Genomic DNA, 15,195 nt, shown 5'->3' with positions numbered 1-15,195 from the left:
CGATCCTCTCCCTTCAAAGGCCATGGCAATGGGCACAGCCGAGAACGGCGCCGCCACCTGGAAGTCCGATCTGGTGCTGGCGCTGCTGGCCGCCCTGCTCGGCTTCGCCTTCAATGCATGGGCCGGCTTTGGCCAACTGACCGATGCGGGCGGCGACAACGACAACCTGCTGCGCCTCGTCGAGGTCCGCGACCTGCTGGCCGGCCAGGGCTGGTTCGACCTGCACCAGTACCGGATGGGGCTGGAAGGTGGTTTCGTCATGCACTGGTCGAGGCTGGTGGATGCGCCGATCGCCGCCATCGCGCTTGCCGCCTCGGCGCTCACCGGCAGCAGGCCGCTCGGCGAGGACGTGGCGCAGGTGCTGTGGCCGGCGCTGCTGCTTTGGTCGACCTTGTTCTTCACCGCCCGCGCCGCGCGCAGCTTCGGCGGCGGTGGCGCGGTGCTGCCCGCCATCCTGATCGGCGCGGCCGGCTATTATTTCATCGGCATCTACGACCCCGGCGCGCTCGATCACCACAACGTCCAGCTGATGCTCTCCATGGCAAGCCTCGCTTTGCTGCTCGAAGCGCCCGCGCGGCACTGGGCCGCGCTATGGTCCGGCCTCTGCGCCGCGCTGACGCTCGCCGTCGGCATGGAAACCGCGCCCTACGTCGCCACCATCGGCCTTTGCGTGGCGCTGCTGTTCGTCGCCGATCCAAACGGCGAGCGGGCGATCGCCCGGGATTTCGGTCTCGGCTTCGCCGGCGTTGCGGCACTTGTCTTCGTCACCACCGTCTCGCCGTCCGCGTGGGGCGTGGCACAGTGCGATGCCTTCTCGGTCGCGCAGTTCGTCGTCGCGGCCATTGCCGGCGTGGGGCTGGCGGCAATCGCCTCCGTCGAGCCCGCCGCCGGCAGCTTGCGGCGCAGGCTGGTGTCGCTTGCGGCGCTGGGCGTCGCCCTCGGCGTGGTCGTGGCGGTTCTGTTCCCGCAATGCCTCTCAGCCCCCTACGCCTCCCTCGATCCGCGCCTCAAGGAACTGTGGCTCGACCATATCGACGAGGCCCAGTCGCTGTTCACGCTGCTTGTCCGCGATCCGGCGCGCGTGGCGGCGCGTTACGCCACGCCGCTGGTCGCGATCATCCTGATGGCGCTGCGTTTCCGCCGCGGCGGCTGGCGGCGGCAGGACAGCCTCGTCACGGCACTGCTCGCCGTCGCTTTCGCGGTCGGCGCCTGGCAGGTGCGCGGCACCACCTTCTCGATCGCCTTTGCGGTCGTTCCGCTGTCGGCCTGGATCGCCAAATGGCGGGCGCGGGCCGAAACCAGTTCCTCGCTCGGCGTGGCGCTGCGCCTTGCGGCCGTCTGGCTGGTCTCGATCAATCCGGTCTGGACGGGCGTCGCCGCGGCCGCCTCGGTGGCGTTGGAAAAAGGCAAGGCCGTCGCCGAGGGCGGCGCTGTAGACAAGACCTGCGAGAAGAAGGTCACCTTCGCGCCGCTCGGCGCCATGGCCGACACCACCGTGCTGACGATCTCCAATCTCGGGGCGCCGGTCCTCGCCTATAGCGGCCATCGCGCCTTCGCCGGCCCCTACCACCGCAATGTCGCCGGCAATCTCCTGGCGCTGGACGCCTTTCTCGGCTCGGCCGATGATGCGCGGGCAATCGTCGAGGCACATCGCGTCGGCGTCGTCGCCGTCTGCCCCGGCAATGCCGAGACCCTAATCCTGACCCGGAAGGCTCCGCAAGGCTTCCTCGCCGGCCTGCTGCGCGGCTCCGTGCCGGCCTGGCTCGAGCCGGTCGGCGAGAAGGGCGGCCCGATCGAACTCTATCGTGTCAGGCAAGCCGGCTAGGCAATTCCCGAAAGCTCGAAACGGCCTTTCATCTGCAACTGCTTGAACGGAAGCTATATCTCGGGAAAAGACCGTTCGATATTTCCATTAGAAATTACGCATAAACGAATATTTGGGCTGGGTTGCCCTCTCTTGCCGTTAAGCTGAACAGCCGCCGGCGAGCCAAGCAACTCCCAGACGATGGAAAATCGATTTTCCGATACTTTTCCTAAACGCTTTGCTGCCAGTCTGGCCGAAAATACCGACATCAGAACAGAGGCATGATGCAAACGACGTTTGGCACCGGTCAGCCAGGCAAGGAAAACACGGATCTGGCCTTCACGGATTCGTTGACCGGGCTCGGCAACCATCGTCGCTTCTTCGACAAGGTCGATCGCCTGATAAGCGACCGCGCCGACGATCCCGCGCCCTTCACCGTCGGCATCCTCGACCTCGACGGCTTCAAGCCGATCAACGACCTGTTCGGCCACAAGGCCGGTGACGACATCCTGATCCAGGTGGCGATGCGGCTGCGCGCCTCGATGGATGGCTATTCCACCGTCTGCCGTATCGGCGCCGACGAATTCGCCTATCTCTACCCGATGGTGTTCTCGGAGGAGCAGGCGGCCGAGAAGTCGCGCATGCTGATCGAGATCCTGTCGGCACCCTATGATGTCGGCGAGCGCACCGCGAGGCTTTCGGCCTCGGTCGGCTGCTCGCTGTTCTATTCCGGCGATGAGACCACCGAGATCCTCGTCAACAAGGCCGAGACCGCGCTCTATCACGCCAAGCGCTCGGGCCGTGGCCGCGTCGTCGTCTATACCCGCGAGATGGAGGAGGCGGCCAAGCGCGTCACCCGCATCGAGCAGGCGCTGCGCCGCGCCGTCTCGGCCGGCGAGGTCGAGCCGCATTTCCAGCCGATCGTCGACTTGAACAGCCGCCGCACCATCGGCTTCGAGACCCTGGCGCGCTGGACCGATCGCGACCTCGGCGTCGTGCCGCCATCCGTCTTCATCCCGATCGCCGAGGAACGCGGCATCATCGGCCCGCTGTCGCAGCTGGTGCTGCGCAAGGCGACCGAGGCGGCGCGTAGCTGGCCGAAGGAACTGTTCTTGTCCTTCAACCTGTCGCCCTCGCAGCTCGTCGACCAGAACACCGGCCTGCATATCCTGGCCATCCTCGACCGCACCGGCTTCGATCCGCGCCGGCTGGAGATCGAGATCACCGAGACCGGCCTGATGAACGATCCGGCCTCGGCCGAGAAGATCGTCGAGGATCTGCGCCGCGTCGGCATCCGCGTCTCGCTCGACGATTTCGGCACCGGCCAGTCGTCGCTCGGCCGCCTGCGCGAGTTCCATTTCGACAAGCTGAAGATCGACCGCGCCTTCGTCTCCTCCATCCTCGACGACCGGCCCTCGGAGCACATCATCCGCGCCATCCTCGCCATGTGCGAAGGGCTCGGCATGGATGTCGTCGCCGAAGGCATCGAGGACGAGGCGCAGGCCGATCGCCTCGTCCAGTTCGGCTGCGCCGGCGGGCAGGGCTATCTGTTCGGCAAGCCGGCCGATGCCGACGCCACGCTCGGCTATCTGCGCGATTCCTATCGCGGCGCGCTGCACGCCAAGGCGATCTGATCCCGGCTTTCCGGCCGTTCCGATGGCTGGCGGCCGCTGCTCCGGCACGGCCCCGATCATTTGTCTGACATTTAGACCGGAAATCCAATGTTCCCGCTTGCTCCCGCGCCTTGTCTGGCTAGGATGCGCGCCGGCCAAACGGGAGAACAGATCATGATGCCATCGGCGCGGTTCGCCGACCTCGACGGCGCCTCGGTGCTGATCACCGGCGGCGGCTCCGGCATCGGCGCGGCGCTGACCGAAGGCTTTATGCGCCAGGGCGCCAGGGTCGCCTTCATCGACATCGCCGACAAGCCAAGCACCGCCCTCGCCGACCGGCTGGAGAAGGAGCTTGGCCGCCGCCCGCTCTATCTCAAGGCCGACCTGCGCGACATCGAGGCGCTGCGCGCCGCCGCGGCCAGGGCGGCAGAGGCGCATGGCGACGTGACCACGCTCGTCAACAACGCCGCGCTCGATGACCGCCACGCGGTCGAGGACGTCACGGTCGAGTTCTGGGACAACAACCTCGCCATCAACCTGCGGCCGCATTTCTTCACCGCGCAGGCCGTGGCGCCCGGCATGAAGCGCGCCGGCGGCGGCTCGATCATCAACTTCACCTCCACCTCCTATCTGATCAACCACCCCGATATGCCTGCCTACACCGCTGCCAAGGCGGGCATACTCGGTCTCACCAAGGGCCTCGCCGGCAAGCTGGGCGCCGACCGCATCCGCGTCAACGCGGTGGCGCCGGGCTGGGTCATCACCGAGCGCCAGCGCGAGCTCTGGGTCACGGATCAGGGGCTTGCCGCCCATGTCGCCAAGCAATGCATCAAGGACGTCATGCAGCCCGACGACATGGTGGGCACGGTGCTGTTCCTGGCGTCGGACGCCTCGCGCATGCTCACCGCGCAGATGCTGATCGTCGATGGAGGTTTCCTGTGAGCCCGGCGCCCGCGGTTGCCGCGCTCGACTGGGGCACGACCAGGCTCAGGGCATGGCTGCTCGACGGCTCGGGCAAGGTGCTTGCAGAGCGGCGCGGCGACGACGGGCTGATCACCGCGCGCGAAAAAGGTTTTGCCAAGGTGCTGGAAGGCCATCTTGCCGCCATGGGCGCGCCGGAAACGCTGCCGGTCATCATCTGCGGCATGGCTGGTTCCCGACAGGGCTGGATCGAGGCGCCTTACGTCACCGTGCCGGCGCCGATCGGCGCCATTTTGCGCGGCGCTGCCCGCGTCGACGGTGCGAGCCGCGACATCCGCATCGTGCCCGGCCTCGCGCAGCGCCTGGCCGAGGCACCGGATGTCATGCGCGGCGAGGAAACCCAGCTTGCCGGCGCCGGTTTGCCGGCAAAGGGACGCCATCTCGTCTGCATGCCCGGCACCCATTCCAAATGGGTCGCGGTCGCGGACGGTGCGGTCGAAGGTTTTGGCACCTGGCCGACCGGCGAATTGTTTTCGGTTTTAGCCACGCACTCGATCCTGAAACATTCGCTGGGCGAGCATCCCGCTCCGGTCGCCGCGGACAGTCCGTTCTTCCGCCAATGGTGCGAACGGGCGCTCGGCGAAGGCGGCGACGTCACCTCGAAACTGTTTGCCATCCGCGCCGCCGGGCTCTTGCAGGATCTGCAGCCCGCCGATGCGGCGGCATGCCTGTCCGGCCTTCTGATCGGCGGCGAGATCGCCTCGGCAAGGCGCCGCTACGGCGCGAGCGACGCGCCGGTTGCTTTGATCGCCTCCGGCGCGCTGGCGACGCTTTATGGCGCGGCGCTCGGCTTTGCCGGCCTTGCTTTTCGCACTGTCGACGCCGATGAAGCGGTGCGCGCCGGTCTCGTCGAGGCCGCGCGCGAGAACGGCATGACTGGAGGCGCTTCATGAGCCAGACCGCACCCTTCCCGAAATTGAAACGCGGCCTTGTCGCCATCCTGCGCGGCCTCAAGCCGTCCGAGGCCGTGGCGATCGGCAGGGCGGTATATGACGCCGGCATCGAGGCCATCGAGGTGCCGCTCAATTCGCCGGAGCCGTTCGTCTCTATCGCCGATCTGGTCAAGGCGCTTCCGCAAACCGCGCTGGTCGGCGCCGGGACGGTGCTGACCGCCGCCGATGTCGATGCCCTGCACAAGGCCGGCGGCAAATTGCTGGTCAGCCCCAACATCGATGCCGAGGTCATGGGCCGCGCCATGCATCACGGCATGGTGACGATGCCGGGCGTGTTCACGCCCACCGAGGCCTTCCAGGCGATCCGGTTAGGGGCCTCGGCGCTGAAATTCTTCCCGGCCAGCGTGCTTGGATCGAGCGGCATCGCGGCGATCCGCGCGGTGCTGCCGGCGGCGACTCTGGTCGGCGCCGTCGGCGGCGTTTCCGACAAGGATTTTGCCGGCTACAAGGCGGTCGGCGTCAGCGTATTCGGCCTGGGCTCGAGCCTCTACAAGCCGGGTGCCAGCGTCGAGGACGTCGCGCAGTGCGCCCGCGCCGCGGTCGCTGCCTGGGACGAAGCTTTCGGAGGATGACGATGGACGGCGTTTCGGTTTTTTCCGACCACATCTGCGAGCTCGGCGAAGGCCCGAGCTACGATCCCGCCACCGACACGCTGTTCTGGTTCGACATCGTCAACGGCAAGCTCCTGGAAAAGCCGCTCGCCGGAGCGCTGAAAATTCATGACCTGGGCGTCATGGCGAGCGCAATCGCCGTCATCGACGCCGATAGCCAGCTCATCGCAACCGAGATCGGCCTTCAGGTACGTGACGTCAAGACCGGCAGGCTGACGCTGCACACGCCGATCGAGGCCGACAACCCGCTGACGCGCTCCAACGATTCCCGCGTCCATCCCTGCGGCGCCTTCTGGACCGGCACGATGGGCAAGGACGAGGAGAAGGGCGCCGGCTCGATCTACTGGTTCTTCAAGGGCGAATTGCGCCGGCTGTTTTCGGGCATCACCGTCTCGAACTCCATCTGCTTCTCGGAAGACGGCAAGATCGCCTACTACACCGACACCGCGACCGGGCTTCTGATGCGTGTGGCCTGCGATCCGGCGACCGGTTTGCCGGCAGGCGAAGCGAAAGTGTTCGTCGATCATCGCTCCTCGAAAGGCTATGTCGACGGCTCGGTCGTCGACCGCGACGGCGTGCTGTGGAATGCCGTCTGGGGCGGCAGGGCGGTGAAGGCCTATGCGCCGGACGGCACGCTGCTGCGCGAGATCGCCATGCCGGTCACGCAGGCTTCCTGCCCGGCCTTTGTCGGCCAGAAAGCCGACCGCCTGGCGGTGACCTCGGCCTGGAAAGGCAAGGACGAGAAGCAGCGCGCTCTCGATCCGCAGGCTGGCATGACCTTCCTGCTCGATATCCCGGTCAAAGGCCGTTTCGAGCCGCGCGTGCTGATCGCTTAAAGCGCGTCGCGCCGAAACGGCTTCAGGCGACGCGCTTTAAGTCTTTGTTTTGATGCATGTCGTTGTCCCAGGAACCGCTGCGCACTTCTGGGCGACATGCATTAATTCTTCGATAGAGAGATTTTGAAAGATCGCCGTTTGTCGAGGGGCAAGGCTTTCACCGCTCATTCCATGAAATCAGCGCAAACGCTGGAGATCGGCCGAAGCCTCTCAACCTCGTCATTCCAGGGCGGAGCAAGGAGCGAAGCGACGCGCGCAGACCCTGGAATCCATTCCGTGACCTCGGCCGAATGGCACAACGGAACAGAATTCTGCACCGTGAGCGGTGCTTCGACGTAACGGAATGGATCCTCGGGTCTGCGCGCGTCGCTTCGCTCCTTGCTCCGCCCGTGGATGACGATCGTGATGGGCGTTTCGGCTAATCTCCAAGGCATGCCGCCCCCAAGGCAAACAAATCCCTGCGCTGGGAACTGGAGCAATTCCATGAAAAGCGTGAGAACGGTTCGGCGCCTTCGCCGTAGCGACTGGCTTATTATCGCGCAACCGCCCGGCCCGGTCGGTTTCCCGCAAGCCGATTGCAGCAGCCATGCGATGGTACGCCTGATTTCGCCCGGAGCTTTCGATGCCGCAGCCGACGCTGATCCTTGTCTACGAACCGGAAAAGCCCTGTTTCGACCGGCTTATCGCCGAGGGCTATCCAACGGAGCGCGCCATCGAGATCTCGTCTTACCTGGCGCAGTCGACCGATCTCGCGCCGGAATTCGGGCAGCTGACCGCGGCTTGCGAGAAGCGCGGCCTCGCTTTCAAGCCTGTCGAGCTCGACGATGCGGCGCCGGTTCTGGCGAAAGCCGACCCGGCGACGACGCTGGTCTGGACGCTGACCGACGGCATCGCCTATTTCCGCGGCGGGGCGGCACCCGCAATGGCGCGGCTGAATGGCTTGCGCACCATCGGCGCCGACGATTCCCTTTTCGCGCTCTGCCAGGACAAGCTCCGCTGTGGCGCCGTGCTTGGCGCGCTCGGTCTTCCGGCGCCGCAAGCCGGCCTTGCCCGCAATGGCGAATGGCTCGTCGAGCCGCCGGCCTCGCCCAAAGGCTGGTTCGTCAAGCCCAACCGGCTCGGCGCCAAGATCGGTATCTGGCCGGATTCGCGCATCAGCGATCTCGGCCATGCGCTGGAGCTTAGCCGGCGCGTCTTTGCCCATTATCGCGACGATGTCGTCGTCCAGCCCTATGTCGCCGGCCGCAACGTGCGGGCGAGCTTCCTTGGGCTCAAACACGAAACCGGCACCGATGCGCTCGGCATCTTCTTCGTCGATTCCGGCGGCGACTTTCAGACCATGGCCGATAGCATGGCGCTCTATGGCGAGACCGGCCAGGCCGCGAAGGATGCAGGCACTTATGTCGAGCCGGAGCTTGAGGCCGTGGGCGCCAGTCAGCCGGAGGCTGATCGGAAAATCCGCGCCATCGCGCAGAAACTGATAAGCGGTCTCGGCCTGAAAGATGTCTTTTCCGTCGATTTCAGGGTCGAGGCCGACGACACCGCGCATCTCATCGAGTTCGAAGTCTGCCCGGGCCTGCCTTGCTTCGATTTCCGCGATTATTGCCGTAGGCAGTGGGGCATGGAACTCGCCGACGCGATGGCGCAGACGGCGGCCAACAGGCTGTCGTTGTGACATTCATGATTGGCTAAGACCTAACGACTTCGTCATTCCAGGGCGGAGCAAGGAGCGAAGCGACGCGGCGCAGACCCCGGAATCCATGCCGTTGCCTCGGCCGTGGAGTGCAGCGGTGCAGAATTGTGGACCGTAGCGGCGCGCTGAAGTCACGGCATGGATCCTCGGGTCTGCGCCGCGTCGCTACGCTCCTTGCTCCGCCCGTGGATGACGACAAGGTGGACGCCCGCGACGAACTAAACCCCCTCGACCAGGACGATCTCGCCGTCGGCCACTTTCTGGCGGATGGCGACGGCGCGCTGATATTCAGGCGAGTGGTAGCACTCATGCGCCGCCGCAAGCGATTCGAACTCGATGATCACGTTGCGGGCGCGTCCAGGTCCCTCGGCCTTTTCATGCTCGCCGCCGCGCGCCAGGAACTTCCCGCCGAAGCGCTCGAAAGCCGGCTTCGCGGCGGCGACATAGTCCTTGTAGCCCTCGGCGTCGCGCACATCGACACGCGCGATCCAATATCCCTTCGGCATAATTTTTTCTCCTGTCTGTCTTTCGCGAGCGAGGACCAGTTCGGAAAGTCGCTCCGGTGAGGCAGTTGGTGGTGTTTTCGAGAACCGGCCTACGCCGACCGTAGCCTCATAGAGCGCAGACACTTATGAGGGCTTCGGCCGGCGAAGGCCGGAGCGGAGCGTACTTAAAGTACGTGAGCACCGGAAGCGCAGAAAACGCCGCCGGATGACCGCCGGAGTAGAGTTTCCGAACTGGTCCTTCAGGCGGATTGCATTTCGGCGAGGATCGCCTCGGCCGCGGCGCGGCGGTCCGGCGCCGCGACGATCGGCCGGCCGACGACAAGGTGGCTGGAGCCGTTGCGGATCGCCTGTGCCGGCGTCACCACGCGCTTCTGGTCGCCATGGTCGCTGCCCGACGGACGGATGCCCGGCGTCACCACCGCCATGTCGGGTCCGACGATCCGGCGCACCGCCTCGGCTTCCTCGGCCGAGCAGACGATACCGCCCATGCCGGCATGCAGCGCCTGTTCGGAGCGCCTGAGCACCAGCGTGTGCGGGTCGTACTCATAGCCGGCGTCGATCATGTCCTGCTCATCCATCGAGGTCAGCACGGTCACCCCGAGCAGGCACAGATCGCTGCCCTTGGCCGCCTCGACCGCTGCTTTCATGGCCTTGGGATAGGCATGCAGCGTCAGCATCGAGACGCCCATCTTGACGATGTTCTCGACACCCTTGGCCACCGTGTTGTCGATGTCGAGCAGCTTCATGTCGAGGAACACTTTCGTGCCGCCGCTTGCGAGTTCCCGAGCGAAATCGAGCCCGCCGGCGAAGGCAAGCTGGTAGCCGATCTTGTAGAAGGAGACGGCGCCCTCGAGCTCGCGCACCGCTCTTTCGGCCTCCTTCAGCGTCGGCAGGTCGAGCCCGACGATCAGCCGGTCGCGCATCGTGTCGGCCTCCGCGAAATTGATCACGCCTCGATCCGGGTGGACAGCATGCGCGAGGTTTCGATCAGTGTGCGGCATAGGCGCTCCATCGATTGGTGTAGTCTGGCGTCCTTGAATTGTCCGTCCTCGGCGAACGCCTGATCGGCCTCGGAGACCGAGCATTCCGGCGTGATCACCTCCATCTGGCAGCGCACCAGCACCGCGCGCAAATGGTTGATGCAGCGTATGCCGGCGAATTTGCCCTCCGAGGACGAGCAGAGCCCGACCGGCTTGCCGGCAAGCGGCCTGAACGCGCGGCTGCCGTCGCGCCGTATCCGGCTCACCCAGTCGATCGAGTTCTTGAGCAATGGTGGGATCGAGCCGTTATATTCAGGCGTCGCGATCAGCAGCCCGTCATGGGCCGCGATCTGATAGCCGAGCTTGATCGCGTTCTCGGGGATGCCTTTTTCCTTTTCCAGGTCCTCGTCCATGATCGGCAGCGCATAGTCGCCGAGCGAGATGCGCGTCACCTCCGCGCCCTGCATGGCGAGTTCCTTCCGCGCCACATCGGCGGTCCGGCCGCTATAGGCGCCGGTCCGGACCGAGCCGGCGAAGACGAGGATTCTTGGGATCAATGCCATCGGCCACCCTTGTTCGGGGACAGGTACAGCCAAGGGTAATTCAAATCAACGCGTAGAGGGCAGAAAACGTCGAAGGATTGGTTGCGACCTACGAACTTCGTCATCCACGGGCGGAGCAGCCGCGAAGCGGCGTCGCGAAGACCCGAGGATCCATTCCGTTACCCTGATCGTAGAGCGCAGCGGAGCAGAATTCCGGATCGTCGCGACGCTTCGAAGTCACGGAATGGATCCTCGGGTCTGCGCCGCGTCGCTTCGCTCCTTGCTCCGCCCGTGGATGACGAAGTGGCGGCGTTTTAGGCCAATCACCAATGACGCTGCCATCGCTGGGGATTGGCGAACGGTTTCACGTTTAGAAACTAATGCGCCTCGCGCCGATAGATCCACAGCTGCGTCGGCGGGATGTTGCGGATGATGAAATCGAAATGCTTGACCGTGTAGTCGCCGCGGCCGGGCGGGATCGGCGACAGCGGGCCGTAGGTCAGCTGCACGATCGGCCTGCCGACGGGAATGCGGTCGAGCAGGCTTTCGATATAAGCGATGCGCTGGGCGACCGGGAAGTTGAGCAGCGGCACGCCGGAGACAACCGAATCGAACACCATGTCGCGCTTGTCGCCGAGCGTGGCGTTGAGATTGAAGGCGTCGCCCTCGATCACGTTGACGCCGGGATAGAGCCGGCGCAGATGGCGCACGAAGTCGGTCGAATATTCGACCGCGTAGAGGTTTTCCGGCTTCACGCCCTGGGCGAGGATGGCGCGGGTGATGACGCCGGTGCCGGGCCCGACCTCGAGCACAGGCAGGCCCGATCTCGGATTGACGATCGAGGCCATCTTGCGGGCGGTGATGGAACTGGTGGGAACGATCGAGCCGACCGTTTTCGGCTTGTCGATCCAGCCTTTGAAGAACTTCAGCTCGTCGTCGAATTTTTCGGCCAGCGCTTTGCGCAACCCGGGACTACGTGCCATGCGAGCTCTCCTCAATGCTCAGCCCCCGATCCGCTACTTAGCAGGTGGGTGGGACAAGGCAAGGCGTCAAGCTGGCATAAGATGTTGATGACGCTTGGGAACCGTCCGCACCGGAACGCGGGCCCGTAGTGATCAGCTCTCGCCGAACGACTCGAAAAAGTCCTTCATGCGCGCGAAAAAGCCGCTCGACTGGGGCGAATTGTCCTTCGAGGAGAGCTGCTCGAACTCCTCCAGCAATTCGCGCTGGCGGCGCGTCAGGTTCTGCGGCGTCTCGACCGCCGTCTGGATGTAGAGGTCGCCGACATTGGGCTGGCGCAGCACCGGCATGCCCTTGCCCTTGAGCCGGAACTGGCGGCCGTTCTGCGTGCCTTCCGTCACCTTGACCTTGGTCTGGGTGCCATCGAGCGTGGTGACCTCGAAGGAGCCGCCAAGCGCCGCCGTCGTCATCGAGATCGGCACCTTGCAATAGAGATCGGCGCCGTCGCGCTGGAAGAATTCGTGCGGCTTGACCGCCAGGAAGATGTAGAGGTCGCCGGAAGGTCCGCCGCGCAGGCCGGCCTCGCCCTCATTGGCCAACCGGATGCGGGTGCCGTCCTCGATGCCGGCCGGGATGTTGACCGACAGCGACCGCTCCTCGGTGACCCGGCCTTGTCCGGCGCATTTCGGGCAGGGATCCTTGATCGTCTGGCCGCGACCCTGGCATTGCGGGCAAGTGCGTTCGATCGAGAAGAAGCCTTGCGTGGCGCGCACCTTGCCGTGGCCGTGGCACATCGAGCAGGTCACCGGCTGCGTGCCGGGCTTGGCGCCGCTGCCGGAGCATTCCGAGCAGGAGATGGAGGCTGGCACGCGAATCTGCGCCGTCTTGCCGGAAAAGGCTTCTTCCAGCGTGATTTCCATGTTGTAGCGCAGGTCGGCGCCGCGTTCGCGGCCGCCGGAGGAACGGCGCTGGCGGCCGCCCATCATGTCGCCGAAGATGTCCTCGAAGATGTCGGCGAAGCCGCCGGCGCCAAAGCCGTGCGCCGCGCCGTTCATGCCGCCCTGCTCGAAGGCGGCGTGGCCGAAACGGTCATAGGCGGCGCGCTTCTGCGGATCCTTCAGCGTCTCGTAGGCTTCGTTGATTTCCTTGAACTTGTGCTCGCAGGCACCGTCGCCGGGATTGCGGTCGGGATGGAACTGCATGGCGAGCTTGCGGAAAGCGCTCTTGAGTTCCTTCTCGTCGGCGCCTTTTTGCACGCCCAGCGTTTCGTAGAAATCAGCTTTCATTTTTTCCCGCTGTCCGGATGCTCAATGTCTTCAAGCATTGTTGGCGACGTTTGCCGGCATGGTCTTGGATTTAGGAGCGATGTTTCTCGGATGCTAGTACCAAGCCGGGCTCGCTCCGGGTTTTTCCGTCACTTTTTCAGGCAAGGTTGCAAAAAAGCCCGGCTTCGCGCCGGGCTTTTGCACTTATTCGCCGTCAGCCGGCTCAAGCCGACTTCTTCTTGTCGTCGTCTTCGTCGATTTCCTCGAAGTCGGCGTCGACCACGTCCGAATCCTTGGCGGCATCCGCCTTGGCGTCGGCTTCGGCCGCTTCCTTCTGCGAGGCTTCGTACATGGCCTGGCCGAGCTTCATCGAAGCTTCGGCGAGCGACTGCGACTTGGCCTCGATGTCGGCCGGGTCGTCGCCTTCCGCAGCGGTCTTCAGCGCGGCGATCGCGTCGGAGATCGCGGTGCGGTCAGCTTCCGAGACCTTGTCGCCATAGTCCTTGAGCGACTTCTCGGACGAATGCACCAGCGCTTCCGCCTGGTTGCGGGCCTCGACGAGGGCTCGGCGCTTCTTGTCCGCGTCGGCATTGGCCTCGGCGTCCTTCACCATCTTCTCGATGTCGGCATCGGACAGACCGCCTGAAGCCTGGATGCGGATCTGGTGCTCCTTGCCGGTGCCTTTGTCCTTGGCCGAGACGTTGACGATGCCGTTGGCGTCGATGTCGAAGGTGACCTCGATCTGCGGCACGCCGCGCGGGGCCGGCGGAATGCCGACCAGGTCGAACTGGCCGAGCATCTTGTTGTCGGCCGCCATTTCGCGCTCGCCCTGGAAGACGCGGATCGTCACCGCCGACTGCGAATCCTCGGCGGTCGAGAAGGTCTGGCTCTTCTTGGTCGGGATCGTCGTGTTGCGCTCGATCAGTCGGGTGAACACGCCACCCAGCGTCTCGATGCCCAGCGACAGCGGCGTCACGTCGAGCAGCAGCACGTCCTTGACGTCGCCCTGCAGCACGCCGGCCTGGATGGCGGCGCCAAGTGCGACGACCTCATCCGGGTTGACGCCCTTATGCGGCTCCTTGCCGAAGAACTGCTTCACGATCTCCTGGATCTTGGGCATGCGGGTCATGCCGCCGACCAGCACCACCTCGTCGATCTCAGCCGCCTTCAGGCCGGCATCCTTGAGCGCCGCCTTGCAGGGCTCGATCGTGCGCTGGACAAGGTCGTCGACCAGCGTCTCGAACTTGGCGCGGGTCAGCTTCATCGTCAGGTGCTTCGGCCCGGTGGCGTCGGCGGTGATGAAGGGCAGGTTGATCTCGGTCTGCGTCGTCGACGACAGCTCGATCTTGGCCTTCTCTGCCGCTTCCTTGAGGCGCTGCAGGGCAAGCTTGTCGTTCTTAAGGTCGATGCCCTGTTCCTTCTTGAACTCGGCCGCCAGATACTCGACCAGGCGCATGTCGAAGTCCTCGCCGCCGAGGAAGGTGTCGCCATTGGTCGACTTCACCTCGAAGACGCCGTCGCCGATCTCGAGCACCGAGATGTCGAAGGTGCCGCCGCCAAGGTCATAGACGGCGATGGTCTTGCCGTCCTTCTTTTCCAGGCCGTAGGCAAGGGCCGCCGCGGTCGGTTCGTTGATGATGCGCAGCACTTCCAGGCCGGCGATCTTGCCGGCGTCCTTGGTCGCCTGGCGCTGGGCGTCGTTGAAATAGGCCGGAACCGTGATGACCGCCTTCTCGACCTTTTCGCCGAGATAGGCTTCCGCCGTCTCCTTCATCTTCTGCAGGATCATGGCCGAGATCTGGCTGGGCGACTGCTTCTTGCCGCCGGCCTCGACCCAGGCGTCGCCATTGTCGCCCTTGACGATCTTGTAAGGGACAAGCTTCTTGTCCTTCTCCGTCACCGGGTCGTCATAGCGGCGGCCGATCAGGCGCTTGACCGCGAAGATGGTGTTTTCCGGGTTGGTGACCGCCTGGCGCTTGGCCGGCTGGCCGACGAGACGTTCGCCGTCATTCGAGATGGCGACGATCGAAGGCGTCGTGCGCGCGCCTTCAGCGTTCTCGATCACCTTGGGGTCCTTGCCATCCATGATGGCGATACAGGAATTGGTAGTGCCGAGATCGATACCGATAACTTTTGCCATTGTTCTAGTCTCTCCTCTAAGCAGGCTCTCAGGACCCTTCAAAAGGCGTTCCGACGAAAGCCCCTGTTCACAAGAAATCCCATCGCGGTCCCCGCTTTTCGGAGCCGGACGGCTGGCGCGTATATAAGAACAGGCGACACAAGGCGCAAGCATTCTGCGCAAGGTGTCCGTCGTCTCGGCGCGGGCCGGAAAGCGACATGCGGCGCTTGGCGGCGGGATCGGCGCGCTATCGCGCTATCGCGTTGTTCCAGATTGCTTTTTTGGGACAGGCGCCGTCGACGACGCGCAAAGTTGCCTTGCGGGAAGGGCAA

The 15,195-nt window shown here is 64.9% G+C and carries 13 protein-coding genes; 7 read left to right on the top strand and 6 right to left on the bottom strand.

Annotation, left to right across the window (positions count from 1 at the left end; genetic code table 11):
• The first annotated feature begins 28 nt into the window (after nt 1-28).
• From AC0YKC_RS12355 to AC0YKC_RS12325, 7 genes are all read left to right on the top strand, one after another.
• Complete coding sequence (locus AC0YKC_RS12355) at nt 29-1,825, top strand: GtrA family protein (RefSeq protein WP_488511218.1); 1,797 nt, start codon at nt 29-31, stop codon at nt 1,823-1,825.
• 263 nt (nt 1,826-2,088) lie between these two features.
• Entirely contained in the window at nt 2,089-3,438 is a 1,350-nt protein-coding gene (locus AC0YKC_RS12350) for a putative bifunctional diguanylate cyclase/phosphodiesterase (protein WP_217578399.1), read from the top strand.
• A gap of 153 nt (nt 3,439-3,591) precedes the next feature.
• The gene (locus AC0YKC_RS12345) at nt 3,592-4,359 is read left to right on the top strand and encodes an SDR family NAD(P)-dependent oxidoreductase (protein WP_434724695.1); all 768 of its coding nucleotides are present in this window, start codon (nt 3,592-3,594) and stop codon (nt 4,357-4,359) included.
• Nucleotides 4,356-5,291 (top strand): 2-dehydro-3-deoxygalactonokinase, encoded by a 936-nt coding sequence (locus AC0YKC_RS12340; protein WP_488511217.1) that lies wholly within the window; start codon nt 4,356-4,358, stop codon nt 5,289-5,291. The genes AC0YKC_RS12345 and AC0YKC_RS12340 overlap by 4 nt, the downstream gene beginning before the upstream one ends.
• Nucleotides 5,288-5,923, top strand: a complete 636-nt coding sequence (locus AC0YKC_RS12335; protein ID WP_488511216.1) for a 2-dehydro-3-deoxy-6-phosphogalactonate aldolase — start codon at nt 5,288-5,290, stop codon at nt 5,921-5,923. Before AC0YKC_RS12340 ends, AC0YKC_RS12335 begins: the two co-directional genes overlap by 4 nt.
• Nucleotides 5,924-5,925: 2 nt before the next feature.
• On the top strand, nt 5,926-6,798 hold the full coding sequence (locus tag AC0YKC_RS12330) for an SMP-30/gluconolactonase/LRE family protein (protein ID WP_488511215.1): 873 nt from the start codon (nt 5,926-5,928) through the stop codon (nt 6,796-6,798).
• A 622-nt stretch (nt 6,799-7,420) separates the two neighbouring features.
• Nucleotides 7,421-8,473, top strand: coding sequence for a D-alanine--D-alanine ligase family protein (locus tag AC0YKC_RS12325; protein WP_488511214.1), 1,053 nt, complete (start codon nt 7,421-7,423; stop codon nt 8,471-8,473).
• Nucleotides 8,474-8,709: 236 nt separating this feature from the next.
• Here the strand turns inward: AC0YKC_RS12325 and AC0YKC_RS12320 are convergent, their stop codons facing one another.
• The 6 genes from AC0YKC_RS12320 to dnaK form a co-directional block, all read right to left on the bottom strand.
• Nucleotides 8,710-8,997, bottom strand: coding sequence for a DUF1330 domain-containing protein (locus AC0YKC_RS12320; RefSeq protein ID WP_320293877.1), 288 nt, complete (start codon nt 8,995-8,997; stop codon nt 8,710-8,712).
• Nucleotides 8,998-9,236: 239 nt separating this feature from the next.
• Nucleotides 9,237-9,920, bottom strand: coding sequence for an orotidine-5'-phosphate decarboxylase (pyrF, locus tag AC0YKC_RS12315; protein WP_488511326.1), 684 nt, complete (start codon nt 9,918-9,920; stop codon nt 9,237-9,239).
• 23 nt (nt 9,921-9,943) lie between these two features.
• Nucleotides 9,944-10,540: an NADPH-dependent FMN reductase gene (locus AC0YKC_RS12310; RefSeq protein WP_488511213.1), complete on the bottom strand. Its 597-nt coding sequence runs from the start codon at nt 10,538-10,540 to the stop codon at nt 9,944-9,946.
• Nucleotides 10,541-10,896: 356 nt separating this feature from the next.
• Nucleotides 10,897-11,502, bottom strand: coding sequence for a phospholipid N-methyltransferase PmtA (gene pmtA, locus AC0YKC_RS12305; RefSeq protein WP_488511212.1), 606 nt, complete (start codon nt 11,500-11,502; stop codon nt 10,897-10,899).
• A 132-nt stretch (nt 11,503-11,634) separates the two neighbouring features.
• On the bottom strand, nt 11,635-12,765 hold the full coding sequence (gene dnaJ / locus AC0YKC_RS12300; protein ID WP_320293880.1) for a molecular chaperone DnaJ: 1,131 nt from the start codon (nt 12,763-12,765) through the stop codon (nt 11,635-11,637).
• A gap of 202 nt (nt 12,766-12,967) precedes the next feature.
• Complete coding sequence (dnaK, locus tag AC0YKC_RS12295) at nt 12,968-14,884, bottom strand: molecular chaperone DnaK (protein ID WP_434724702.1); 1,917 nt, start codon at nt 14,882-14,884, stop codon at nt 12,968-12,970.
• Nucleotides 14,885-15,195 lie beyond the last annotated feature (311 nt).

The organism is Mesorhizobium sp. CNPSo 4661 (assembly GCF_057784215.1).
This window is presented reverse-complemented; position numbering and strand designations above follow the sequence as displayed.